The following is a 25176-nucleotide window of genomic DNA, read 5'->3' as shown; positions in this document are numbered from 1 at the left end:
TCTTGTACGTCAGCGCTTCCGTCCGAATCGAAGCGATCTTGACGACATAGGTAACTGCGATACAGTTGCGTCTCGTTGTGATCCGATCCGACTGCGAGGCGAGACCTGATGATCATCGATACGTCCGACCTGGACGCCGAAGCCGGCTACAAGCTCCTGATCGGTACGATCGTGCCGCGGGCCATCGGATGGGTGAGCACCCAATCCGCGGCAGGCGTGGCCAATCTGGCGCCCATCTCATTCTTCACCGCAGTGGGGCGCAAGCCACCGATGGTCTCCCTGTCCATGCAGCCCCGCTCTGACGGATCCCTGAAGGACACGCTGGTCAACATGAGGGAGACTGGTGAGTTCGCCACGAACCTGGTGACGCTGCCGAACTCGCACGCCGCCCATCGGAGCGCCTTCGAGTTCCCGCCGGACGTCGATGAGTTCGACGCGTTGGGCCTGGAGAAGGCTCCGTGCGAGGTGATCAACGTCCCCCGCGTGGCGTCGGCGCCCGTCTCCTTCGAATGCACCGTGGAGCGGATGATCCCCGTCGGTGAGACCGACTATGTCGTGTGGGGCGAGGTGCGTCGAGTCCACGTCCAGGACGACGTCTGCCTCGAGCGGAACGGCGGTTACAGGGTCGACACCGCGGCGCTGCCGGTCGTCGGGCGGCTTGCTGCCGAGTACACACTGGTGAACACGGTGTTCACGACGCCGCTCACCGGCGATCTGCTGCTGAGCCACTCCACCAACCGCATGAAGCGGCTCGACGAGCTCGACGAGGACTTCTCGCCGGTGGACCAAGCGTCATGGTCGCCGTCCGGCTCGGTGGTGGAGTAGCCCGTCAGGCCAGGCCGGCTTGGATGTAAGGCGCGCCACCACCGGCGTCGCGTCCTAGCCGACCTGCGGCGACCCAACTGCCGATTGCCCGCCCGTGGAACGTCGCCGCGCACGGGAAGCGCGGAGATTGGCGGCGTTCCCGCACGTCCGCACGTCATGCCACACGCCGCTGTTGTTGCGGGACCGGTCGTAGAAGACCCCGCGGCATCGGTCGTTCTTGCAGCTCTTCAGGCGCGGCCACGCTCCGGCGTCCTGTGCGCGCCGGATCTCCAGGGCAACGAGCCCGAGCAGCATCTTCCAGCCGCGGCCCTTCGGCCGGAAGTGCACCGTTCCGTCGGGTCCGAACCCCGCTTCCACGGCGATGTTGAGATCGGTGAGAACGCCACGTGCATCGTCACGCCCGTGCCCGTCTGCCTCGTCGAGATGCCGCGCGCGCAAGGAGGCGACAAGCTCTTCACGCGCCCGCCGCAGGGTCGTCAGGTCTCGCTCGGTGAGCGTGTCGAGCTCGACTCCATCGAGGACCGGGGTGCTCCACTGTCGTGCCCAGGCGGTCAGGGCGTCCCTCAGCCACTCTGTCGCCAGGGAGGGATCTGAGAGCAGGTCCGGTTGACGGGGTCGACCGGAAGCTGCAGTGTTCAGGAAGTCGTGTACGAGTGCGAGCCCATCGGGTGCCGTGTCCAGGCCGTAGCGCGTTGTTGCCGTCCAGGTCATGCGTCCAGCCTACCCGATGACAGTACCTAATCAATTTCGCCTATGTTTCAACGGTGGCTGTCCCGGAGTGCTCCGAGACGTCGGACTCCTTGTCCAAGGCGGTAGCGCGCAGCTTGAACTTCTGGATCTTCCCAGTCGCGGTTTTGGGGAGATCGCCGAAGACCACTCGTCGTGGTGCCTTGAATCTCGCGATGCGCTCCTTGACGTGCGCGATGAGTTCGGCGTCGGTGGTGGAGGCGTCCGGGCGTAGCGTGACGTACGCGACGACCACCTCCCCCCATTCTGGATCCGGCACGCCGACAACGGCGGACTCGAGGACCGCCGGATGGGAGTCGAGGGTCTGCTCGACCTCGATCGAGGTGATGTTCTCGCCGCCGGAGATGATCACGTCCTTCTGGCGATCGCGGATCTCGACGTATCCATCCGGGTGCAAGACACCCAGGTCGCCGGTCCGAAACCACCCGCCCTCGTGGGCCGCCGCCGTGGCTGCGGGATCCCTGTAGTAGCCGAGCATCACGTTGTTGCCACGGAACTGGATCTCGCCGACCGTCACCCCGTCTGCCGGTACGTCGTGTCCAGAGGACCGCACGCGCAGCGGCTGGCTGATGATGTTGGCCACGCCCTGACGGGCCTTGAGGCGGGCGCGATCCTCCTCGGGGAGCGTGTCCCACTCGGGGCGCCAGTCGCAGATGGCGGCGGGGCCGTGGGTCTCGGTCAGCCCGTAGACATGGACTACGTCGATGCCGAGCTCGCCGAGCGCGCGAAGAAGCGCGGGGGATGGAGGCGCGCCGCCGGTGGCGACCGTCACCGGGTGCTCGAGACGCTTCCCGCCGGCGAAAGCCGCAAGTCGCCCGAGGACCGTCGGGGCTGCGCACAGATGGGTGACTCCGGCCTGCAGGGCGTGCCAGATCGCCTCCGGATCGGGCCGCTCGAGCAGCACGTGGCGGCCGCCTGCTGCAGTGACGGCCCAGGGGAAGGTCCACCCGTTGCAGTGGAACATCGGCAATGTCCACAGGTACGACGAGCGCGCGGTGACTCCCAGGTGCATCACCATGGCCATCGCCTGCAGATAGGCGCCCCGATGCGAGTACATGACGCCCTTGGGCCGCCCGGTCGTACCGCTGGTGTAGTTGAGCGCAATCATGTCCAACTCGTCGTACGCGTCCCTGCGGAGCGGAGTCGCCCGGGACGCCAGCTGCTCGTACTCACTGTCGGCGTCTCCCGCGATCAGCAGCGCCGGAGGTGTGAGAAGGCCCTTGGTTGCCTCCTCAGCCAGCGACCTCAGCGAGCGGTCGACGACCAGTACTCCACTGCCGGCGTGCTCGAGGATGTAGCGCAGCTCCGCAGGGCTCAGGCGGGTGTTGAGTGCGTTGAGCACGCCACCTGCCCAGGGAACGGCGAAGTGCGCCTCCAGCATTGCAAGAGAGTTCGGCGCCAGCACCGAGACCCTGTCGCTCGGTTGGAGGCCAAGGTCTACGAACATGCCGGCGGCTCGGGCGGCCCGACCGGCGAGCTCGCTGTAGGTGAGCGAGGTACTCGCCGTCTCGACGGCGATCCGGTCCGCGTGAACCGTGGCCGCGCGGACCAGGAAGTCGGCCGGCGCGAGCGGCGCCGCGACGGGTCGGAGAGTATCACTCATGACGCAAGTGTATATCAGACGGTTGCGTCTTGCGGCAGCCTTTTCACGGCATCAAAGTGTCGCCGTCGACATAGGCAAACAGTGTTTGCTACTGTCTTTGGGTTGTGTGTTCACGGAGCGAGGCTCGTCTCGGCCTCCGTCATGCACATCCGACATCCCCCGAAAGGGCGCCCGCCCGCTAAGGAGCCAGTCATGCCGCAACTGCACTACTCGATCGAAGACTCGGTGGCAGAGTTCGTCCTGGACAATCCTCCGCAGAACCGCATCGGCGACCAGATCTGCGAAGAGCTTCTCGCAGCGATCGACCGCGCCCACGTCGACGGAGCCCGGGCCATCCTCGTCCGGTCTGCCGGCGACGACTTCAGCTATGGCGGGGACATCGCGCCGTGGCCGGACCTCGAGCTGGCAGAGCTCCGAGGAAAGTTCGAGGGCTACATCTCCGCGTTCAACCGCCTGGAGCGGATTCCGCTGCCAGTGGTCTCGGCTGTGCGCGGTCTGTGCTCGGGTGGCGGGTTCGAGCTGGCGCTGCGTACCGACATCATCATCGCGGGCCAGTCGGCGAGGTTCGCGCACTCTGAGCAGACGATCGGAATCGTCACCATGCTCGGTGGTATCTACCGGGTGGCGGCGCGAGCGGGCCGCGCGCGTGCGCTGGAATGGGCGATGACCTCCGAGCAGGTCGACGCCCCTCGGATGGCTGAGGTGGGAGTGGTGAACCACGTCGTTCCCGATGACGAGGTGGAGGACCGGGCACGTGACCTGGCCGTTCGCCTTGCGGCTGGCCCGACTCGTGCTCATGCCGCCCACAAGGCCCTCCTGCGGACCTGGGAGGCGGTCGGTGCGCTGGGAACCGACGATGCCATGTTCGACATCGCCATGCCGCTCTTCGAGACCGAGGACGTACGCAAGGTCCTGCCTGCCGCGGTAGACGCCTACGTCGCCGGCGCGCCCCGCCCGGCGTTCGAGTACCAGGGTCGCTGACCTCCGGGAGCCTGCTCGTCTCTCTGTGTGTGTCGAGGGGCGAGCAGGCGGGCGGCGCCCTGCCGGAGTGCGGTGTGCCCGCCGCTATGGCCCCGGCGTGGGGAACAAGGTGATCGCGGCGCCCCACAGTGCGCCCGGGTTGATCCGGTCCGGGTGCCGGGCGAGCATCCCGTCGTAGAAGGTCTGTGCATCCTTCGCACTGCCCAGCAGATCGCGTGCGTCCTCGAGGTAGCGCCGAGTGTCGTCGATCTGGACGGGGTCATTCGCCGCGTCGGGTGCCTTGTGGCCGGCGATCACGGCGCGGGGCGCGAGGTCCGCGGCTACGTCGAGCGCGGCGAGCCATGAGTCGATCCCCGCCAGCCCGCCGGACTCGGTGAGGTACGGATGAACGCCGTTGTATACGGCATCGCCCGCCACGAGCAGGCCGATGTCGGGGACATGGAGCATGGTCGTGTCGTCGGTGTCCGTGTGGCCGACCTCGATCGGCTGGAACTGGACCCCTTCCAGCTGGAAGCCATCGGTCCCGACGATCTCCACGTCGAGTTCGCCGACCGGGAGCTGGCCAGGAAAGATCTTGTCCCAGAAGCTGGCCCGAAAGTCGGGGGATCCCTGGACCTTCATCATACGCTGCGTGTCTGCAGTGGCGTACACGGTCGCCTCGGGGAAGCGCTCCACGAGCGGAATCGCACCGAGCCAGTGGTCCGCGTGCCCGTGGGTGATGTAGATGCCCGCCAGTTCGCGCTCGCTCGACAGCACCCAGGCGAGCACTGCCTCGGCCTGTGGTGTGGTCATCGGCGGGTCGACCAGGATCGCGCTCCGGCGCCCGGTGATCAGGGTGCTCGCGATCGGCGACCACATGCGGGTGCTTCCGTCGGGCAGGGGGCCTCGACCCGACTGGGCGATCTGCGGTTCGACGTGGACCTCGAAGTTCAGCTCGGGTGCCATGGTGCGACTCCTTCCAGGTTGCGCGATCTGCGCAAGGACGCAAGTGTAACTATAACGCTTCTGTCGCGTAAGAGTCCGTGTCCTTATAGTGGCTCCTGTGCGCCTAACGGGGGAGTCAAACTTTCCTTAGCGGCCGACGACGCAGGTCAAAACGCTATACATATGTCGTCGCACGCTCTAGTGTCCACCTCGTGAGCATCCGCGTCGAGTACATCCCCAGTGCAACGGCCGATCTGGACGGCGCCGACCTCGAACTGATCATCGGGCGACCCGACTCCGGCGGTGAGGAGGTCGGCCTTCTCTTCGTACACGGCCTCGGGCACGGCGCGTGGTGCTGGCAGCGTTGGCAGGCGATGGCGGCGGATCTGGGTGTCGACAGCTGGGCGATGTCTTTGCGAGGTCACGGGAACAGTGGCGGATCAGTGCGTGGAGCCACCCTCTCGACGTACGTTCGAGACGTCCTTCGCGCGGTGGAGCATCTTGCGACTCGGCCGGTCGTGCTCGTCGGGCATTCGGTCGGTGGCCTTGTCGTGCAGCGACTGATCGCTGAAGGTGTCTCGGAAGCCGTACGCGGCGCGGTCCTGTTGTCCTCGATTCCGAGCGGACCAGCGATCTCGACCGTTCTCGCCGTCGCCACTCGTCATCCGGTCCAGGCACTCCGTTTCCTCGCCGGCCTCCCCATGCGCCTGCCGAATCGGCTGCTCTTCTCCGACGCCGGTGAACACGAGTCAGAGATGAAGTGCATGCAGGCCGACTCCCCTCGAGTCCAGTACCAGCTGCTGTTCCATCGCCCGACCGCTGTCACGGACAAGCCCGTCCTTGTCGTCGGCGGCGCCGATGACCGCTTGGTGCCGCTCGCGACACAGCTCAGGACGGCGCGACGTTACGAGGCCGAGACGCAGGTGATCGGTGATGCCGGCCATGACTTGATGCTCGAGCCGACCGGTGACGGTGGGCTCGACGCGATCGTTCGCTGGTCCAATCGGCTCGTCACGTAGTGCGCGACGTGCCCGGTCGCGTTCTGCGTGTGGCGCGAGGCTCGTTCTTGAGTCGAACCGCAGTGTCATCGAGGGCCACCGGATGGTCGTTGTCGCAGGTGACCTCGGTCTTGACGGGGGAGCCGCACTGCTTGTGGATCAGCTCGACGCCGGTGTGATGGTCGTCGTCGAGGAGCTCGCCCCACTCGATCATTGAGACCAAGACGGGAAACAGGCGGCTGCCGAGGTCGGTCAGAACGTACTCCTGGCGCGTTCGTGAGCCTGGGTCCCGATACGGGCGACGGGTGAGCACTCCGTGTGTGACGAGCTCCTTGAGGCGCCCTGCCGCAACGGCCTCGCTGAGACCTGAACGATTGACGAGGTCCTCGAACCGCGTCGCGCCGAAGAAGACCTCGCGGAGCAGCACAAGCGCCGAACGTGTGCCGATCAGCGAGAGCGAGCGTTCCATGCGGCACATGCCCTGGGCATTCCAGGCGTCGCGGTCGGCGAACGCGCCTTGCCGTTCGATGACGGCTCCGGACTCAGCCGCCGAGCTGTCCGTTTCATTGACCATGGACATCATTGTATCCCTGGCTTGGCATAACCAAAGCCAGCGGATACGCTCCTGCCTATGCCTTCCAATAGTCAGGTGTCCGACGTCGGGAACTCCTCCCAGGTCGGCCCTGCCTCGCGGCGCCGGTGGTGGGGTGTGCTGGTGGTCTGCATCGGCGTGATGATGTCGTTCGTCAACGTCTCCTCCACCCTCTCGGCACTGTCCTTCATCCAGCAGGATCTGCACATCTCGGGACCGACGCTGATCTGGGTGTCGAGTGCCTTCCCGCTGGTGATGGTGAGCCTGCTCATGTCCGCGGGAACGTTCGGGGAGCTGTACGGACGTCGCCGCACCTACTTCGCCGGAGTGGTCCTTGTCGGGGTCGGGAGCCTGATTGCATTCCTCGCCGGCAACGCCGGCGTCTTGATCGCCGGACAGGCAGTGATGGGCGTCGGCGCCGCCGCGGCTATGCCGACGGGACTGTCGATCGTCAGCAACACCTTTCCCGACGCGCACGAGAGGGTCCGGGCGATCGGCCTGTGGGCGAGCACCGCAGGCATCGGGCTCGCGGTCGGCCCCTTGATCTCCGGGGCGCTTCTGGACGCCTTCTCCTGGCACAGCGTGTACCTGGTCAACGTTGTCCTCGCCATGGTCGGGGCAGCACTCGTGCCCGTCTTCATCGTCGAAGGCAAGCATCCGAGTCGCAGACTCGACCCGGTCGGCGTCGTGCTCGGCACCGTCGCCACCGCTGCGTTGGCGTTCGCGATCATCGAGGGCGGCTCGCGCGGCTTTGGGACCGTGCCCAGCCTCGCTGCGTACGTGCTCGTGGCGGTCAGTCTTCCCGCGTTCGTCGTCGTCGAGCTGCGGCACCGTGACCCGATGCTCGATCTCCGGTTGTTCCGCAGCGCTTCCTTCACGGTGATCCAACTCGCCGCAGGGTCGGCGATGTTCGGCTTCGTCGGGATCTCCTTGTTGGCAATCCTCTACCTCCAGCGGGTCGCGCACCTGGATGCACTGAGCACCGGAGTCCACATGCTTCCGTGGATGGTCAGCTACGTCGTGGTGAGTGCTCTTGCCGCGCGCGTGGTGAGAGCCGTTGGGTTCGCCGCGACTCTCACCGCCGGCCTGGTGCTCATGGGCGTGGGGGCGCTCGCGTTCCTGCGCGTGGGCATCGTCGATGGGTACGACGCGATGTGGCCCCCCATGCTCGCCATCGGAATCGGATCTGCCCTGCTCATCGGGCCTTCCACAGCGGCCGCTGTAAACAGCGTTTCCTCCCTCCAGGCTGGCATGGCCTCTGCCGCGGTCAACACGTTCCGCCAGCTCGGGTCGCTGCTCGGGGTCAGCATCCTCGGGACTCTCGTGACGACTCAGTTTCCCCAATATCTGACCAGGGATCTCGCCGGCGCCGGCCTCAGACCGGGAGTCGCACACGGCATCGTGGACGCGGCCGCTCAAGGTGCCCGCCCTGAGGTTCCTTCCGCGCTCCGGCCTCTCCTGGATCAGGCCGTTTCGGAGGCATTCACCAGCGCACTGCATCTCGGCTTCGCGGTCGGCGGGATCGCGCTGTTGGTGGCGGCGATCCCCACGGCCATCTTCGTCCGCCAGCGATAGCCGGCCCGCGTATCCGCCGGCCATGCATTCAATCAACTGAAAGGCAGCGACCATGACGATCAACTGTCCAGCCGCATCCCTGAGGCTCATAGAGCCCGACAAGGCCTCGGCCAATACCGTCGGCGAACGGATCTGACATGGTGGCAGCATTGAGAAACTCGATCGTCGTGGTGACCGGCGCCAACGGAGGCCTCGGCCGACACTTTGTCGGGCAGGCGCTCGAGCGAGGCGCCACGAAGGTCTACGCCGCAGCACGCACGCCACGCGATTGGGGCGACGAGCGCGTCGTACCTCTCGAGCTCGACGTCACCAATCCCGAAGACGTCGCCGCAGCAGCCACGACCGCGCCCGACGTGAACATCGTGATCAACAACGCCGGCGCACTCGACCGGTCCAGCGTCATCGGCGACCAGGCCACCTCTCGCGAGCTCTTCGAGACCAACTATTGGGGCGCACTCGCCGTGGCCGACGCGTTCGCGCCGGCTCTTCAGGTACGTCATGGGACGCTGCTCAACGTCTTGTCCGTCCTCAGCTGGCTCGGCATCGGCGACACCTACAGCGCGACCAAGGCGGCGTTGTGGTCGGCGACCAACACCCAGCGCCTGCTGTTCGCGCCATATGGCGCCCACGTTGCGGCTCTCCACTTGGCCTACGCCGACACCCCGATGACCGAGGGCATCGACGATGTGCCGAAGAACGACCCCGCCGATGTTGTACGCGCCGCCTACGACGGCATCGAGGCCGGCGAGTTCGAGATCCTCGCTGACGACATCACCCGCCAGGTCAAAGCAGGCCTCGCAGGCCCGATCGCGGGGCTCTACCCGCAGCTCGGGGGTGCACGATGAGCACACCCGTCGAACGCGAGCGGAGCTACAGCTGGAAGGACCCGCGCCTGCTTGCGGCAGCTGCCCAACAGGTCTCGGGACGTGAGTTCCTGGATCAGATGAGCAACGGGACCCTCGCCGTTCCGCCCGTGTGTGAGACAACCGGGATCTATCTGGGCAAGGTGGGCGAGGGCACCGCCACCTTCACCCTCGAACCGGCTGAATGGCACTACAACCCCATCGGGTCGGTCCATGGTGGCATTCTCTCGACGCTCGCCGATTCCGCACTCGGCTGCGCAGTGCACTCCGCCCTGCCTGCCGGTACGGGGTACACGTCGCTGGACCTCACGATCAAGTTCACCAGAGCCGCGACCGTTGACAGTGGACTAATAACCTGCCTTGGCCGGGTGGTCACCATGGGCCGGCGGGCAGCCACCGCGGAAGCAACCATCACCGACGCCAGTGATCGGGTGATCGGACACGCCGTCAGCACGTGTCTGCTGTTTCCGTTTCCGTCCCCAGCCGACAACGGACGAGCGGATGTGAAGCACCGAGTGTGAGGACGCTGTTGGCCGTTGTCTGATCGCTCCGCGATCGTGTGGCAGGCCTGCCTTTCGTCGACGCGCGGCGTGCCACTTTCTCTCCAGTTCAGCTTGCTCCAGGACGATCGAGACGCGCCGAGCCGTTCGGGTAGTGTCGGCACGTCCAAGTGATCCGTCAGGGTGTCGTCGCAGGCGACAGACGGTGTTGGGTCGAGAACGCGCGAGGATCTCCGAGTCATGCGGAGCATGACTCGGGGGCCTGGCGACAAGAGGATGTCGGGGGTTCGAGTCCCTCTGCGTCCACCAAGTCTCGCCTCGGGACTGGATCCTGCTTCGGGGGATGGGGCAGGAGCGTACGGGCGGCGGCGTACGCGATGAGGGTGATCGCGATGACCATGCTCGCGGTGCCGGTCCAGCCGGCCGCGAAGGCGAGGCCACCGAGCCAGCCGAAGAGGCTGGAGCCGGCGTAGTAGAACAGCGTGTAGAGCGAGGTGGCCTGGGCGATCCCGCTGGTCGCCATCGGGCCGACCCAGCCTGACGCGATCGAGTGTGCCGAGAAGTAGGCAGTGGTGAACAGCAGCAGTCCGATCAGGACCGACGGCAGCCGGTCGGGGATCGTCAACGCGGCTCCGGCGACCATGGTCAGGGATGAGGCCTGGAGTACGCGTCTGCGGCCGAAGCGTCCGGCGAGCGTGGCCGCGAGCCGGGCGGAGACGGCACCGGAGAGGCCGGCCAGGAAGATCACCGCGGTCAGCGCCGGCGGCAGGGAGAAGGGCTCCAGCTCGAGTCGGTAGCCGAGGTAGTTGAAGACGGCGACCTGCGCGCCCATCAGGAAGAACGCCTGCGCGTAGAGGGCGAGCTGGCCGGGGTTGGTGAGGTTGGCGACCATCCCGGGCCATACGCCGGCTGGTTGTGGTTGTGCTGTTGCGGGACTTGGGCGTTCGCGGCGTTCGCGCGGCAAGGTGGTGACCGCGATGGCGGCGCCGAGCGTGCTGACGACTCCGGCCACGAGCGCCGCCACGCGCCAGTCGCTCACGTCGGCGATCGGCACGGCGATCAGTCGTCCGACCAGGCCGCCGACGACGGTGCCGGAGATGTACGTCGCGCCCGCGGCCATCGCGTCGCGTCGGCTGACCTGCTCGCTGAGGTAGGCGAGCGCGAGCGCCGGGGTGCCGCCCAGGGCGATGCCCTGGGCGACGCGGAGGAGGACGAGGACGGGGAACGAGGTCACGAGCGGGAGGGTCAGGCCGATGGCCGCCGCCGTAACGATGGCGATCGTCATGGCCCTGGCTCGGCCGATCCGGTCGGCGACCCACGACCAGCCCAGTGCTGCGACGGCGAGCCCGATCGTCGCCCCGGAGACGGTCAGGGCGGCCTGCGAGGGATCGACCGCGAAGTCGCGGCTGATCGCCGGGATCAGCGCCTGGGGGTAGTAGAGCTGGACGAACGTCGTCATCCCGATCGCGATGAGCGCAAGCAGCACACGTCGACGTCCCGGGTCGGTCGCAGCCTGATCGCTCACCCTCGTCACGCTAAGGATCCCGAAACCGTGCGTCCAATGCATCAGTGATTCCTGAATAATGCGGATTCGCATACGATTGCGGGTGTGGATGCCACCGCACGAAACGTCCTGCCGATGCTCCCGGCCCTCGCCGCCCTGGCCGAGACGGGGCAGACGCACGCTGCCGCCGATCTGCTGCAGATGCCGCAGCCCACGGTGAGCCGCATGCTCGCGCGCCTCGGCCGGGAGCTCGGCGTGGAAGTGGTCGAGCGGCACGGGCGAGGTCTGCGGCTCACCAGAGCGGGGGAGGCGCTCGCCCCGCACGCCGCCGCCGCGGTCGCCGCGGCCACGGCGGGCATCCAGGCGGTGCAGGCCCAGGAGTCCGGCGCCCGCGGACGGATCGCCCTCGCGTTCCAGAGCACCCTCGGCGAGCGGGTCGTACCGGCGCTGGTCAAGGCGTTCTTGCAGGAGCATCCGGGCACATCGGTCGACCTGATCCAGACCTCGCGTCCGCGGTGCCTGGAGGCGGTCACCGACGGAACCGCCGAGGTCGCGCTGATCTCGCCGCTCGAGGAGGGCTCCGGCATGCGCCAGTGGCGGCTGCACACCGAGCCCCTGGTCCTGGTCCTACCGCCCGGCCACCGCCTGGCGACACGTGCCCGGGCGAGCTTCGAGGAGGCCGGCGCGGAGACGTTCATCTGCATGAAGCGCGGGTATGGGATGCGTACGCTGCTCGAGGGTCTCGCTGAGGCCAGCGGCGTCACGCCGACGATCGGCTTCGAGGGCGACGACCTCGCCACCCTCCGGGGGCTCGTCTCGGCCGGCCTCGGGGTGAGCCTGGCACCCCGCGACCCGCACGGGGCCGCGGGCTGCGTCGAGGTGCCGTTGACGAACCCGGAGGCCGTACGTCACATCGGTGCCTGCTGGCTCGACCGCCGTCCGTCGACGCTCGCCGCCGCCTTCCAGGACCTCCTCCGGCGGCGGGGTCGGCGACTGACCGAGATCGGCCTGCGGCCCCTGGGTGGCTGATCAGGAGTAGGTCGACGAGGTCTCCACGAGCACGTCGTGCAGCGCGAGCTCGGCCGCGCTTCGGACCCGGCCCGTCCGGTGGGCGACGAGCACGCGCCGGGGCGGCGCGGAGTCGCCCAGGGAGATGACGCGTACGTCGGGATGCTGGTTGACGGTGGCCGTTCTGGGGGCGAGCGCGATGCCCAGTCCGACGCTGACCATGGCCTGGGCCTCCTGGTAGTCGTTGGCCTGGAACGCGATGGTCGGGTTGAAGCCGGCGGCGACGGCGCTCCGCTGAAGCACCTCGACGACCGGGTGTCCTCCCGCGCGGATGATCCAGGGCTCCTCGGCGAGGTCGGCCATCCGGACCGTACGCCGCCGGGCCAGGCGGTGGGTGGCGCCGACGAGGAGCACGGTGGGGTCGGTGAAGAGCTCGGTCAGCACCAGCTCGTCGTTCTCGACCCGCTCCCAGGCGTAGTCCCACAGCAGGGACATGGCGACCTTGCCCTCCTCCAGCATGCGCACGAGATCGTCCTCGCGGCCGCTGTGGATGGTCAGCGCGATGTTGGGGTAGAGCTCGCGGTAGCGGCGGACGGCCAGAGGCAGGAACGAGCTGCCGATGGTGGGAAATGTCCCCAGGGTGACGCTGCCGCGACGTACGCCGGCGATGTCGGCGAGGTCCGACTCGGCGGCGGCCAGCTGGCGCAGGACCTTGCGGGCGTGGGTGGCGAGCACGAGGCCGGCGTCCGTCGGCGTCATGCCCCGGGCGTGGCGGTCGAGGAGCGGCTGCCCGGCCTCGCGCTCGAGCCTGAGCAGCTGCTGCGAGATCGCCGAAGGCGTATAGCCCAGCGCCGCGGCCGCGCTGGTCACTGACCCTTCCTCCACGATCGCCAACAGGATCTGCAGCCGTTTGATGTCGAGCACGGCCCCAGTCTGCATGAAGTCACGCTACATGGCCATGAAGGGGCATGCAGCGCTGCTTCAGCCGCACGTCGTCCCCGATCGGCGCACGCGCCCGAATTGAGCTTGCAGTTCTGCTTCATGGTCGTGTGCAGATTCGTGATTGTGCTACACGTCACCCGGCTCCAGTCTGAGTGCGTCCGGAACGCCCGGACGACTCGGCCCAGGAGGCAATATGCGCGAGATCGCCGCGACTTGGATGCGGGGTGGCACCAGCAAGTGCTGGGTCTTCCGTCGCGACGACCTGCAGGTTCCGGACCTGTCCGTCGACGAGGTGCTGCTGCGGATCTACGGCAGCCCTGACCATCGCCAGGTCGATGGCGTCGGCGGCGGTACGTCCACCACGAGCAAGGCGGTCATTCTCGCCCCTTCGGCGACGTCCGGGGTGGATGTGGAGTACACGTTCGCCCAGGTCGGCATCGAGGAGGCCAAGGTCGACTGGGGGAGCAACTGTGGCAACTGCTCCGCGGTCGTCGCCTCGTTCGCGATCCGCGAAGGATGGGTGCGGACCGGCTCGCCGGAGACGGCTGTCCGGGTCCTCAACACCAACACCGACCAGCTCATCGTGCAGCGCGTGCCGACCCCCGGAGGCGTACTCGACGAGGACGCCTCCGAGGCCATCCCCGGCGTTCCCTTCCTCGGCGCGCCGGTGCGGATGGGCTTCGTCGACCCGGCGGGCCGGAGCACCGGACGGCTCTTCCCGACGGGTCATCAGCGCGATGTCCTGCCGGAGGCCGTGGGCGGGGTGACCGTCACGCTCATCGACGCGGGCGCTCCGGTCGTCGCGGCCAACGCCGCCGACTTCGGTGTGCGCGGCGACGAGGACATCGCCGAGCTCGACCTGGTGCCCGGCCTCCTGCCCCGCCTCGATGCCGTACGCCGGGAAGCGGGTGTCCTGATGGGGCTCGCCCCGACTCCCGATGCCGTCGCCCGGGCCGTCCCGAAGCTCGCGCTCGTCTCCGCTCCCGATCCGGCGAGCGAGGAGGGCGCCGACCTGACCGTTCGCATGCTGTCGATGGGGCGCTTCCATCCGGCGGTGCCGGTGACCGGCTCGGTTGCGCTGACCCTGGCCGCCGACGCCCCCGGAACGGTGGTTCACGACCTCGTTCCGGCGGGGCGGCCCGCCACCGGCCTGCGGCTCGGAACTCCCGCGGGCAGCGTGAGCACCTTCGCCGAGGAGCACAACGGCGTCCCTGTCGTCGGCGTCGTACGCACCTACCGCCGTCTCGCCCACGGATCCGTCGTGCTGCCGGATCCGCCGCTCCTGCCGTCCGCCTCGGCTTGACCATCTGACCCCTTGACACGGGATGCCCGTGTGAGGCTCGCTACACCTGGAGGAACTCATGACCCAGCACGTCGAAGAAGAGGACGTGGCCACGACCGCAGACGAGGATGCCGGCCCACCGCAGGACCCGCCGGAGCGACCTGCGCCGACCCCACGACTCGCCGGAGCCGTCCTCGCCGGCTTCACCGCCTTGGCGGTGGGCGTCTCCGTCCTGGGCGGCGACTTCCTGAACCCGGCCGCCTCCACGGCCGACGGCGACTACTCGGGTGAGACCGTCGAGATGATGATCCCGCTCGCCGAGGGCGGTGGCACGGACACCTGGGCCCGGTTCGTCGGCGCCGAGCTGACCGAGGCGGTGCCCGGCTCCCCGGGCCTGGCTCCGGTCAACGACGACGGCGGCGAGGGGATCCTCGGCACCAACCACTTCATGACCTCGGCGAAGACCGACGGCACCGACGTGCTGGTCAGCACCGCCTCGACAGTGGTGCCCTACCTCCTCGACATGCCGGCGGTGCGCTACGACTTCAACAAGCTGCGGCCCGTCCTGGCCAACGGCACCGGCGCGGTGGTCTACGCCCGGACCGGAGCCGGGGTGGACGGCATCGAGGACCTCGTCGACCGGGACAAGCCGCTGATCTTCGGGGGCATCGCGGCCACCAGCCTCGACCTCACGACGATGCTGGCCTTCGACCTGCTCTCCGCCGACATCGACTCGACCTTCGGCTTCGAGGGCCGCGGGCCGGTCAACCTCGCGCTCCAGCGCGGCGAGGTCGACATCGACTACCAGACGACCTCGTCGTACGAGCCCGCGGTCGAGCCGCTCGTCGAGGACGGCACCGCGGTGCCGCTCTTCTCGCTGGGTCAGGTGAACGAGGACGGCGAGATCGTGCGCGATCCCAACTTCCCGGACCTGCCGACCGTCGTCGAGGCGTACGAGAAGCTCTATGGCGAGCAGCCGGATCCCGAGGCGCTGGAGACCTACCGCGCCATCCTGGCGCTGACCTACACCTACCAGAAGGCGCTCTGGGTGCCCGAGGACACACCTGACGAGGCGGTCGAGCTGCTGCGCTCGACGGCCGACGACATGGGCGCCGATCCCGCGTTCCAGAAGTCCGCCGCCGAGGTGCTCGGTGGCTATCCGCTCGATGCCTCACCCGACCTCGCCGACCGGATCGGCGAGGCGTACCAGGTGGACGAGAGCGTCCGCGAGGACGTCCTCGAGCTGCTCGAGACCGACTACGACATCACGATCGACTGAGGGCAGACACATGACTGACGCAGCCTTCTCTGCCCTGGCCTCCCTGGCCGATCCCTCGCTCCTCATGATGCTCGCCGTCGGCGTGGTGGCCGGTCTGGTCATCGGCCTGATTCCGGGTCTCGGCGGCACCGGCGCGGTGGCGATCCTCCTCCCGGTCACGTTCGGAATGGAGCCCGAGCCCGCACTCGCGATGCTCATCGGAGCACTGGCCGTGGTGCACACCTCGGACACGGTCGCCGCCGTCCTGCTCGGCGCGCCCGGCTCCGCCTCGGCGAGCGTGACGATGCTCGACGGCTACTCGATGGCGCGACAAGGACAGGCCAAACGCGCCCTGTCGCTCGCGTTCCTCTCCTCGATGGCCGGCGGCCTGATCGGAGCGGTCGGGCTCACCCTCGCCATTCCGCTGGCTCGGCCCCTGGTGCTGTCCTTCGGCAGCCCGGAGCTCTTCATGCTGACCATCCTCGGGGTCTCGCTCGCCGCCGTGCTCTCGCGCGGCAACGTCGTCAAGGGTCTGACCGCCGGCCTGCTCGGACTCCTGCTCGGTCTCGTCGGCACCTCGCCCACGACCGCCGAGGAGCGGTTCTCCTTCGGGTCGCTGTTCCTCAGCGACGGCATCTCCCTGGTCGCGGTCGCGCTGGGCGTGTTCGGGCTCGCCGAGATCGCCAGCCGGGTCGGGCAGCGACGAGTCACCGAGAAGCCGGTGGAGCTCACCGGTGGCTGGGGATCCGGCATCCGCGAGTGGCTGACCCACTGGACTCATGTCATCCGAGGTGCGCTGATCGGCATCTGGGCCGGCGTGCTGCCCGGCGTCGGCGCCACCGCCGGCACCTGGCTCGCCTACGGGCAGGCCGTGGCCACAGCCAAGGACAAGCGGAAGTTCGGCAAGGGCGACCCCCGTGGCATCGTCGGCCCCGAGAGCGCCAACAACTCCGTCGAGGCCGGCGACCTGATCCCGACCTTCCTCTTCGGCATCCCCGGCGGCGTGCCGTCGGCGATGCTGCTCGGGATGCTGCTGACGTACGGCATCCAGCCGGGGCCGGCGATCGTCACCGACCATCTCGACCTCATGTACCTGATCGTGTGGGCGTTCGCGATCGCCTCGGTCGCCGGAGCTTTCCTCTGCTTCCTCGCCACCGGCTCGCTCGCCAAGCTCACCAAGGTGCCCTTCGCCGTGCTCGGGCCCGGTCTCCTCGTGGTGATGCTCCTGGGTGCGTTCCAGGAGGGTGGCCAGATCGGCGACCTGTGGGTGATGGTCGCGCTCGGCGTGGTCGGCTTCTTCCTCAAGGCCACCGGGATGCCGCGGGCTCCGTTCCTGATCGGCTTCGTCCTGGCCATCCCGATGGAGCGCTACTACTACCTGACCGCCAGCCTGTACGACGGTGCCTCCTGGGTCGCGCGACCCGGCGTGCTCGTCTTCGCCGCGCTGCTGATCGTGCCGCTGGCGTGGTCCCTGATCAAGAGGCTTCGGCGAGCCTCGGGGGCTGTCGACGACGGCCACCGGGACGAGCACGAGAATGACGACAAGGACGGCGACGAGCTCGAGGGTTCGCTGGCCCGTACGCCCTGGTCCCTCGCCGTCGCGATCGTCGCGGTGCTGGTCTTCGCCGGTGCGCTGTGGGTGAGTGGGTCGTTCTCCGCAGAGGCCGCGCTGATGCCGCGGCTCGTGGCCGTCGGCGGTCTGGCCGCGGCACTCATCCTGACCTGGCAGGAGCTGCGCGCGAGGCGGCAGATCACCCCGCGGGACACGGTCGATGACGGCCTCGAGCCGACGAGTGGGTCCGGTGCCACGATGGTCGCCACCCGTGTGGACCATGCGGTCGACGCCCGGGCCCTGGCTCGGCGTCACGACCTGGTGATCGCCATGCGCACCTTTGTCGCGATGGCCGCGTTCCTGGTCCTCGTCATGCTCGGCGGCTACCTCGCGGCGACCCTGGTGTTCACCCCGGTGTTCCTCCTGTACGCAGCCCGCACCCGGCCACGTACGGCGATCATCTACACCCTCGTCCTGGGCGCCGTGCTGCTGGCCCTGCCGTCCCTGTTGCCGGTCGACCTGCCGATGGGCCTGCTGCAGTGACGACGTCGACCTCCCGCCCGTCCACGCACCATCGAAAGGAACGCCGATGACCATCGTCGTCGCCTACGCCGACACCCCGCCCGGACACGCCGCCGTCACGGCCGCGGTCGCCGAGTCCCGAGGGGGAGAAGCCGTGGTCATCGTGCCCGCCGTGCGCGACGAGCGGGTCCCCGACGTCGCGGAGCTCGAAGGTCGGTGGCCGGAGCTCGCCGGCCGGGTCGAGGTCGAGCGCGGAGACCTGGGTGACCCCAGCGACACCGTCATCCAGGTCTCCCAGCGGCTCGACGCGCGCCTGGTCGTCCTGGGCCTGCGCGCGCGGACGCCGGTCGGCAAGCTGGTCTTCGGCAGCACCGCCCAGCGGATCCTGCTCGACGCCACCTGCCCGGTGCTCGCGGTCAAGCCTTCCGTGGCCGGCCCCTGACCGCTCCGGACCGCCGGCATCAGCCAAATGGATGATTCCTGGTTCAGTCCTGCTCGCGATGATCGGAGACGACGCCGCTGGTGGAGTTGTCGGCATGGCAGATTCTCTGGTTCGTACGCGGTCGGGTGCTCGTCCGCATCTCGCAGACAGGTTGACCTCCCGCCGTGGGGCCTGGGTGGCGCTCGGTCTCGCGGTGGTCGTGATGGGGGTGCTCTTCGGGGCCTTCGCCGGGGCGGAGGCCCCGGCGCGGACCGGGCAGGCGCCCGCGGGCTCGGAGTCGACGCGGGTGGGCGAGCTGCTGGAGGAGTTCCCCGGTGCGGATCGTGAGTCGGTGCTCGTCGTCGCCTCCCGCGAGGACGACGGTGTCCTCTCGGGAGGCGATCTCGACGGTCTCGAACGGCTCGGCGTCCAGGTCGGTGCGCAGGGCGCGCCCGACTCCGCCGGCCCGATGCTCAGCGAGGACGGGAAGGCAGCGGCTCTCGTCGTCCCGATCACGGTCGGCGCCGACAACGCCGAGACGTCCGGGGTGGTCAAGGCCCTGCGTACCGATATCGCGGCGCAGACGCCCGACGGGCTCACCCTGCAGGTGACGGGCGGACCGGCGTTCGGGGCCGATGCGGCCGCGGCCTTCGACGGCGCCGACTTCACGCTGCTGCTGGTGACGGTCCTGATCGTGGCGGTGCTGCTGATCCTCACCTACCGCTCGCCGGTGCTGTGGCTGATCCCGTTGGTCGTGGTCGCCCTCGCCGATGCGCTCGCCGGGCGGGTCACGGCGGCAGCGGGAGCGCTGTGGGACTTCGGGTTCGACGCCGGCATCGTCAGCGTTCTCGTCTTCGGCGCGGGGACCAACTATGCGCTGCTGTTGATCTCGCGGTACCGGGAGGAGCTGCAGCGGACCGAGGACGACCGGCTGGCGCTGAGCACGGCCTGGCGGAAGACAGCGCTCGCGATCCTCGCCTCCAACCTGACGGTGGTGCTGGCCCTGCTGACGCTGGTCCTGGCGACGATCCCGATGACCCGCGGGCTGGGCGTTCCTGCGGCGATCGGTCTGCTGATCGCCCTCGTCGCGGTGCTGTTCGTGCTCCCGCCGGCCCTGGCGGTGTGCGGGCGTCGGCTCTTCTGGCCGTTCGTCCCTCGCCCGGGTGAGTCACGTGACGAGGGCGGGGTCTGGCGCGCGGTCGCGTCGCGGGTGGTGAAGCGTCCGGTGGCCAGCCTGCTGGGTGGGCTCGCGCTGCTCGCGGTGATGGCCTCCGGCCTCTCCGGTACGTCGGTCGGGCTCGACCAGATCGAGAAGTTCCGGGTGCAGTCCGAGTCGGCCGCCGGCCTGGAGACGCTCTCGGCGCACTTCCCGCCCGGCGAGGCCCAGCCGGTCTACGTCCTCGCCGACACCGAGGCCGCCGCCGAGGTGGCCTCGGTCGCGGGTGACGTGAAGGGCGTGGTGCGCGCCCAGCCGGCCGGGGTCACCGACGACGGGTCGTTGACGAAGATCATGGTGACCAGCGACTACTCGCCGGGCACAGAGCGGAGTCTCGACCAGATCGTCGACCTGCGGGAGGCGGTCCATCCGATCGAGGGCGCGGATGCGCTCGTCGGTGGTGCGGTCGCGACCGAGCTGGACGCCGCCGAGGGGAGCGAGCGCGACCTGTTGGTGATCGCGCCGCTGGTGCTCGCGGTGAGCTTCCTTGTGCTCCTGGTCCTGCTGCGCTCGCTCATCGCACCCGGTCTGCTTCTCCTGGTGAACCTCGCCAGCGCGGTCGCCGCGATCGGCGCCGGGGCCTGGCTGAGCCGGGTGCTGTTCGATCAGCAGGCGCTCGACCTGCAGGTGCCGATCCTGGCATTCCTGTTCCTGGTCGCGCTGGGGATCGACTACACGATCTTCCTCGTCCACCGGGCGCGTGCCGAGGCCGCGCAACTCGGCACCCGAAAGGGCATGGTCGAGGCGGTCGCCCACACCGGCGGTGTGATCACCAGCGCCGGCATCGTCCTCGCCGGGGTCTTCGCCGCTCTCGGTGTGCTGCCGCTGGTCACTCTCGGACAGCTGGGCCTGATCGTCGGTGTGGGCGTGCTCGTGGACACCCTGGTGGTGCGTACGGTGATCGTGCCGGCGATCTTCGCCCTGGTGGGCGACCGCATCTGGTGGCCGGGACGACTGCAGCGGGCCGGGGGAGAATCGAGCACATGAGTGTCGTACACGCACCGTTGAGGCAGCTCGGCGTCTCGCATCAGGCCCCGGCCGCCTCGACGGTGCGGGCGATGGAGATCGGGCAGCACGTCATCGCGGTCGTGCTGACGGCGATCGGCGTCAGCAGGGCGATCGGCGAGGGGGTGCCGCTTCCCGCCGCGGTCGTCTCGGGGCTGGCGATCCTCGGGTGGCACACCGCCGGCACGATCCTGCCGGTCAGGACGGACTCGCGGCGGCTCCCGGTGTGGTGGCTGCTCGGCTTCGCGGTGATCTGGGTCGCCGCGGTCGCGGTCTCGGACGAGTTCGTCTGGCTCGCGTTCCTGCTGTGGCTGCTCGCCGGGCACCTGCTGCCGCTGCGCTGGGGCCTGGTCTTCTCGGCGGCGATCCTCGTGGTGGTGATCGTCGCCCCGATCCTGCACAGTGGCGCGACCAGCTACGCGGACGTCTTCGGACCGCTCATCGGCGGCATCTTCGCGTTCGGCATCTCCCGCGGATACCTGCAGCTCCTCCGCGACGCCGCCGAGCGAGAACGGCTGGTGACCTCGTTGCGGAAGGCTCAGCAGGAGATGGCCGAGCTGCAGGACGAGCTCCTGCTCGCCCAGCGCCACTCCGGGGCGGTCGCCGAACGCACCCGGATCTCGCGAGACATCCACGACACCATCGCGCAGGCGCTCTCCTCGATCCGGCTCCTCACCCACGCCGGAGGCAACCGCACCACGGACCCCGAGTCCTCGCGCACCTTCGCGCAGGTCGAGGCGCTGGCGGGCGACAGCCTCGCGGACGTACGCCGGATCGTCGAGGCCCTGGCACCGGCGGAGCTCGAGGACGCCGCCCTCGCTGCGGCACTTCGGCGCATGCTCGACCGCACGAAGGACGAGGCCGGGCTGCACGTCGACCTCCATGTCGACGACACGCTCCCGCTGCTGCGGACCGAGGTCGAGGTCGCGCTGCTCCGCACCGCTCAGTCGGCCCTCGCCAACGTACGTCTCCACGCCGGCGCGACCCGGGTCGTCCTCACGCTGATCGACGACGGTGACTCGGTGCGTATGGACATCAGCGACGATGGCGACGGGTTCGATGTCGCCGCCTGGGAGCAGGACGCCGATGCCGGCTCGTCCAGCTATGGCCTGCGTTTCATGCGGGCCCGTCTTCGCGAGCTCGGAGGTGGACTCGACGTGGAGAGCACTCCCGGTGAGGGCACCGCCGTCTCCGCGCATCTCCCGATCCACATCGAGGGGTCGCGATGACCACGGTGCTCCTCGTCGACGACCACCCTGTCGTACGCAGCGGCCTGCGCGCCGTGATCGAGGCGGGCGACGCCCTGACGGTCGTCGGGGAGGCCGCCACCGGCGAGGAGGCGATCACCCTCGCCGGCCACCTCCATCCCGACGTCGTGCTGTGCGACCTGCGTCTGGGGAGCGGGATCGACGGCATCCGGACCACGATCGCGCTCCGCGCCCTCGACCCGGCGCCGGCCGTGCTGATCCTGACCACCTTCGACCGCGACGCCGAGGTGCTCGGTGCGATCGAGGCGGGTGCCGCCGGCTACCTGCTCAAGGACGTCGACCCCGAGGTCATCGTCCAGGGAATCCACCGCGCGGCCGCCGGCGACATGGTCCTCGCTCCGGACCTGGCCACCCGGGTGCTCAAGGGCATGCGCAGCCCGCTGCCGCGGCTCACCGATCGCGAGATCGAGGTGCTGCGACACCTCGCCAGGGGCGCGACCAACAAGGAGATCGCGCGCACGCTCTTCGTCACCGAGGCCACCGTGAAGAGCCACCTCGCGCACATCTTCACCAAGCTCGACGTCGACAGCCGCTCCCGGGCCATCCACGTCGCACAGGAGACCGGCCTGATCTGACTCCGGTGGCAGTCACACCCGAGCCGCGGAATCGGCGACGGGCTGCTGCGGATCGACGTCGGTCAGGACGTACTCCTGGCGTGGTCGCCCGTTGCCGGAGGTTAGCGCTAACATCCCGTCATGCCGGATACGTCCCGTCTGCTGCGGCCGCTCGCCGTGGTGGCCCTGGCCCTCGCCGCCGTCTCGCTCGCAGGTGTCCCGGCTCAGGCCGCGACGGACATCACGGACCGGGTCCGGGCCGGTATGAGCGTCGAACTGGCAGGCGACGCGGTCATCACGCTCGGTGACGGCGAGGAGGTCGTCTACGGCGGCGTCTTCTCTGGTGTGGGCACGCTGCGGATCCGCGGGCGGGGCAAGCTCATACTCACCGCGGACAGCGACTTCCAGATCCCCGAGGACCGCCAACGGCAGCGGATGGAGGTCCTGGGCGTCACCAACCACCCCTACGCCTCGATGGTCGACGCCGATCCTCCTGCCGTGACGGTCGATGCCGGGGCGACGCTCCAGTACGGCGACGGTGCCGGCGGTACGACCGGCCGGATCGGCCACTACCCGTACGACTATCCGAACTTCGCCTGGAACGCGCTCAACCACCACGTCGACGGCACGTTGATCGTCGCCGTCGGCGGCGCGCTCTACCACCCGGGCATCCTCTCCGGCGGCGGCGTCCTGAACCAGCCCCGCTTCGTCTGGGAGGGTGTCGAGCTGGCCGGGGACCACCCATTCTCGGGCACCATCGTCAACGGCACCGGAGCCCATGCCAGCAAGCGGGAGATGTTTCGTACGTCTCTGCCGAACCTGTCCAAGTTCGTCAACTACGGCACCTTCCAGGTGGACACGCCCCACGATCACGACACGGTTCTCGGGTTCGACATCCTCTCCCGCGAGTGGGGAAACGACGTCAACTTCTATGGCGCTCCCGACGGCAGCCGCGTGGTCATGACCGGCGTCTACTCCTGGACCGACCAGGGCTCGGAGACCAACCCGTCCCTCTCGGACCCCAACCTGAACCTCGTACCGGTCCCCAAGAACATCAACAAGCGCGGCGTGAACATCCAGGGCGCGATCGTCCAGTGGGGCGACGGCACGCACAACCGGTTCTTCATGCCCGGCACCCGCGAGACGATCTACATCAACCTGTACACGCGCCGCGCCCGTGGGCATCTGATCTTCGACTACAACGGACCCGTCACTCTGGGCGCGCCGATCTCCGGCGGGCAGTACCACGACACGATGGCCGCCGTGGGCGTCGGCGACGTCACCGTCGCCGGCACGCCGGGCAACGACGTCACCTTCGCGGACCGGCAGAACTATGACGGCACGACCACGATCGAGAGGGGCGCGACCCTCCGGCTGGGGACCGGCAGGCCGGGCCAGGACTCCTGGCTGATCACCGGGACCGACGGCGCCAACATCGTCGACGATGGCGCCCTCGTCGTCCGTAATGCCAAGCGGGACATCAAGCTGTCCGGGATCTCGGGAGCGGGCTCCTTCGAGCAGGCTGGCCCAGCCTCGGTGACGTTCACCGACGATACCGCCTACTCGGGGCGGACGACGGTGTCGGGCGGCGCGCTCGTCCTCGCCGGCGGATCCCTCGCGTCGTCGGCGAGCCTGAGGCTCTCGAAACCCGGCGCGACGTTCGACGTGACCGCTGCGGGGGACCAGACCGTGAAGAACCTCCGCGGGGTCAAGGGAAGTACCCTCCGCCTCGGCGCCACGACGCTGACCGTCGTGAGCGCCAAGGACACCATGTACGACGGCCGCGTCGCGGGCGCCGGCGGCCTGGTGAAGGCCGGGCCCGCGACGCTGACCTACTCCGGCACGAGTACCGCCCGGGGACGCTGGGCCGTCTCCGGCGGGACACTCGTGCTCGCTGACGCGAAGCTCGCCGGGGGCCTCGTCGTCCGCAGAGCGCTCGGCGTCAGCGGGAGAACCGCTGTCGGAGGCAACCTCACGCTCCGGCAGACTTCTGCCCTCCAGGTGAGCACCGGTACCGAGCTGACGGTCGCAGGCGACGTCGAGTTGGGCGGAAAGCTCGAGACCCGCCACAAGGACGGCGCGGCCCTTCCACGGGAGATCCCCGTCGTCAGCTCCGGCGGCGAGATCACCGGGACGTTCGCGGGCCTGGAGGAGGGGGACCGGCTCGACATCGGCGGCGCCGCCTACGAGATCAGCTACGCGGCAGACCGCGTCCTGCTCACCGCCCCGAGCGGGGCCGCCTCGTCTGAGGATGCCGCCGGATCCTCCAGTTCACGGAGCGGTGCCTGGCCCGCCGCGGCCATCCTCTCCGCCTCGGTCGCCGCACTCGTCCTCGGCGCGGTCGCCTTCGTCCTCGTCCGCCGACGCCGCAGGTCCGACCAGCTGGACCGAGGCGACCTCGTCGACCAAGCCGCCCCTCCGACCCGCCCCCGGTCGGACGGCTGACCGGCGCTTCCCTCGGTGAACTGCGTGCGGCGCCGGATCGAGGAGTGCCATCATGACGATATGTCAGCGGAGCACCGGAAACCGCCGGGCGACAGCCCGCGGGCTTGAGGACATACTTCGACGGGACTCGTCTGGGAGGGTGACCAGGCCCTGAGTGGGAGCATGGCGCCATGACAAACGCACAGCCTCGGGGCTCCGGGTGGGCGATCTCGGGCTTGGTCTCGCGATCCTCGCCGGGGTGTGCGTGGTAGCAGTCAGCCTGGCCTACTTCATCGCCGGCATCGCCGAGCAGAACGCGATGAGCCAGACGTACGTCGTGGGGTTCGGGGCGACGGGTGAGGACATGGTCGACCTCTCGGAGACGCTAGGCGACGACGGTCCGGGTCTCTCGGCGGCCGACCAGAGAGAGATCCAGGATCTGGTCGACACCTACGCCGCCACTGTCCCCGAGAGTAAGCGACCCACCTACGACGAGGGCTTCTTTTCATTCGGCCTCCATGGCGCCACTCTCGCCGTGACAGGCGGCGGCGTCGCCCTGCTGGCGCTCGCAGGTGGCCTGGGCGCGCTGCGGACGTTGAGAAGGACCTGATC

General features: G+C 68.9%; 22 protein-coding genes. 16 read left to right on the top strand and 6 right to left on the bottom strand.

Going from position 1 to position 25176, the window contains the following annotated elements; translation table 11 throughout:
* Positions 1–108 precede the first annotated feature (108 nt).
* Positions 109–825: a flavin reductase family protein gene (locus OG801_RS05160; protein WP_406034183.1), complete on the top strand. Its 717-nt coding sequence runs from the start codon at positions 109–111 to the stop codon at positions 823–825.
* Between the two features lie 54 nt (positions 826–879).
* On the opposite strand, the gene OG801_RS05155 is transcribed toward OG801_RS05160, so the two are convergent.
* Positions 880–1536: a CGNR zinc finger domain-containing protein gene (locus OG801_RS05155; protein ID WP_406034181.1), complete on the bottom strand. Its 657-nt coding sequence runs from the start codon at positions 1534–1536 to the stop codon at positions 880–882.
* Between the two features lie 40 nt (positions 1537–1576).
* Complete coding sequence (locus OG801_RS05150; RefSeq protein ID WP_406034179.1) at positions 1577–3175, bottom strand: AMP-binding protein; 1599 nt, start codon at positions 3173–3175, stop codon at positions 1577–1579.
* Positions 3176–3367: 192 nt separating this feature from the next.
* On the opposite strand from OG801_RS05150, the gene OG801_RS05145 reads away from it, so the two are divergent.
* Positions 3368–4156 carry an enoyl-CoA hydratase/isomerase family protein gene (locus tag OG801_RS05145; protein ID WP_406034178.1) on the top strand — a complete coding sequence of 263 codons (789 nt, stop codon included), beginning with the start codon at positions 3368–3370 and terminating at the stop codon, positions 4154–4156.
* An 84-nt stretch (positions 4157–4240) separates the two neighbouring features.
* On the opposite strand, the gene OG801_RS05140 is transcribed toward OG801_RS05145, so the two are convergent.
* Positions 4241–5101, bottom strand: a complete 861-nt coding sequence (locus OG801_RS05140) for an MBL fold metallo-hydrolase (protein ID WP_406034176.1) — start codon at positions 5099–5101, stop codon at positions 4241–4243.
* Between the two features lie 191 nt (positions 5102–5292).
* On the opposite strand from OG801_RS05140, the gene OG801_RS05135 reads away from it, so the two are divergent.
* Positions 5293–6099, top strand: a complete 807-nt coding sequence (locus OG801_RS05135; RefSeq protein ID WP_406034174.1) for an alpha/beta hydrolase — start codon at positions 5293–5295, stop codon at positions 6097–6099.
* Here the strand turns inward: OG801_RS05135 and OG801_RS05130 are convergent.
* On the bottom strand, positions 6092–6652 hold the full coding sequence (locus OG801_RS05130; protein WP_406034172.1) for a winged helix-turn-helix transcriptional regulator: 561 nt from the start codon (positions 6650–6652) through the stop codon (positions 6092–6094). The genes OG801_RS05135 and OG801_RS05130 overlap by 8 nt on opposite strands.
* Before the next feature lie 75 nt (positions 6653–6727).
* Between OG801_RS05130 and OG801_RS05125 the strand changes: the two genes are divergently transcribed.
* The 3 genes from OG801_RS05125 (at position 6728) to OG801_RS05115 (ending at position 9629) form a co-directional block, all read left to right on the top strand.
* Positions 6728–8245, top strand: a complete 1518-nt coding sequence (locus OG801_RS05125) for an MFS transporter (protein WP_406034170.1) — start codon at positions 6728–6730, stop codon at positions 8243–8245.
* Between the two features lie 149 nt (positions 8246–8394).
* Entirely contained in the window at positions 8395–9090 is a 696-nt protein-coding gene (locus tag OG801_RS05120) for an SDR family oxidoreductase (RefSeq protein ID WP_406034168.1), read from the top strand.
* Complete coding sequence (locus tag OG801_RS05115; protein ID WP_406034166.1) at positions 9087–9629, top strand: PaaI family thioesterase; 543 nt, start codon at positions 9087–9089, stop codon at positions 9627–9629. The genes OG801_RS05120 and OG801_RS05115 overlap by 4 nt, the downstream gene beginning before the upstream one ends.
* Positions 9630–9846: 217 nt before the next feature.
* Here OG801_RS05115 and OG801_RS05110 read toward each other — a convergent pair whose 3' ends face one another.
* Positions 9847–11133 carry an MFS transporter gene (locus OG801_RS05110; protein ID WP_406034164.1) on the bottom strand — a complete coding sequence of 429 codons (1287 nt, stop codon included), beginning with the start codon at positions 11131–11133 and terminating at the stop codon, positions 9847–9849.
* Between the two features lie 84 nt (positions 11134–11217).
* Between OG801_RS05110 and OG801_RS05105 the strand changes: the two genes are divergently transcribed.
* Positions 11218–12141, top strand: a complete 924-nt coding sequence (locus OG801_RS05105; RefSeq protein ID WP_406034162.1) for a LysR family transcriptional regulator — start codon at positions 11218–11220, stop codon at positions 12139–12141.
* Here the strand turns inward: OG801_RS05105 and OG801_RS05100 are convergent, their stop codons facing one another.
* On the bottom strand, positions 12142–13059 hold the full coding sequence (locus OG801_RS05100) for a LysR family transcriptional regulator (RefSeq protein WP_406034160.1): 918 nt from the start codon (positions 13057–13059) through the stop codon (positions 12142–12144).
* A 196-nt stretch (positions 13060–13255) separates the two neighbouring features.
* Between OG801_RS05100 and OG801_RS05095 the strand changes: the two genes are divergently transcribed.
* The 9 genes from OG801_RS05095 to OG801_RS05055 all read left to right on the top strand — a co-directional run bounded on the left by OG801_RS05095 (position 13256) and on the right by OG801_RS05055 (position 25174).
* On the top strand, positions 13256–14365 hold the full coding sequence (locus tag OG801_RS05095) for a PrpF domain-containing protein (RefSeq protein ID WP_355019049.1): 1110 nt from the start codon (positions 13256–13258) through the stop codon (positions 14363–14365).
* A 58-nt stretch (positions 14366–14423) separates the two neighbouring features.
* On the top strand, positions 14424–15623 hold the full coding sequence (locus OG801_RS05090) for a Bug family tripartite tricarboxylate transporter substrate binding protein (RefSeq protein WP_406034158.1): 1200 nt from the start codon (positions 14424–14426) through the stop codon (positions 15621–15623).
* A gap of 10 nt (positions 15624–15633) precedes the next feature.
* A complete protein-coding gene (locus tag OG801_RS05085; protein ID WP_406034156.1) occupies positions 15634–17697 on the top strand; it encodes a tripartite tricarboxylate transporter permease in 2064 nt (687 codons plus the stop codon).
* A gap of 46 nt (positions 17698–17743) precedes the next feature.
* Complete coding sequence (locus tag OG801_RS05080; protein ID WP_406034154.1) at positions 17744–18118, top strand: universal stress protein; 375 nt, start codon at positions 17744–17746, stop codon at positions 18116–18118.
* 94 nt (positions 18119–18212) lie between these two features.
* A complete protein-coding gene (locus OG801_RS05075) occupies positions 18213–20300 on the top strand; it encodes an MMPL family transporter (protein WP_406034152.1) in 2088 nt (695 codons plus the stop codon).
* Positions 20297–21547: a sensor histidine kinase gene (locus tag OG801_RS05070; protein ID WP_406034150.1), complete on the top strand. Its 1251-nt coding sequence runs from the start codon at positions 20297–20299 to the stop codon at positions 21545–21547. Before OG801_RS05075 ends, OG801_RS05070 begins: the two co-directional genes overlap by 4 nt.
* On the top strand, positions 21544–22161 hold the full coding sequence (locus OG801_RS05065) for a response regulator transcription factor (protein ID WP_160021882.1): 618 nt from the start codon (positions 21544–21546) through the stop codon (positions 22159–22161). Before OG801_RS05070 ends, OG801_RS05065 begins: the two co-directional genes overlap by 4 nt.
* 120 nt (positions 22162–22281) lie before the next feature.
* Entirely contained in the window at positions 22282–24585 is a 2304-nt protein-coding gene (locus tag OG801_RS05060) for an autotransporter-associated beta strand repeat-containing protein (RefSeq protein ID WP_406034148.1), read from the top strand.
* Positions 24586–24784: 199 nt separating this feature from the next.
* Entirely contained in the window at positions 24785–25174 is a 390-nt protein-coding gene (locus OG801_RS05055) for a hypothetical protein (RefSeq protein ID WP_406034146.1), read from the top strand.
* Positions 25175–25176: the final 2 nt, after the last annotated feature.

Origin of the sequence: Nocardioides sp. NBC_00163, from assembly GCF_045206295.1 — a bacterium.
Taxonomy (GTDB): domain Bacteria; phylum Actinomycetota; class Actinomycetes; order Propionibacteriales; family Nocardioidaceae; genus Nocardioides.
Note: the sequence above shows the minus strand (reverse complement) of the source record. Positions and strands in the feature narration are given on the sequence as shown.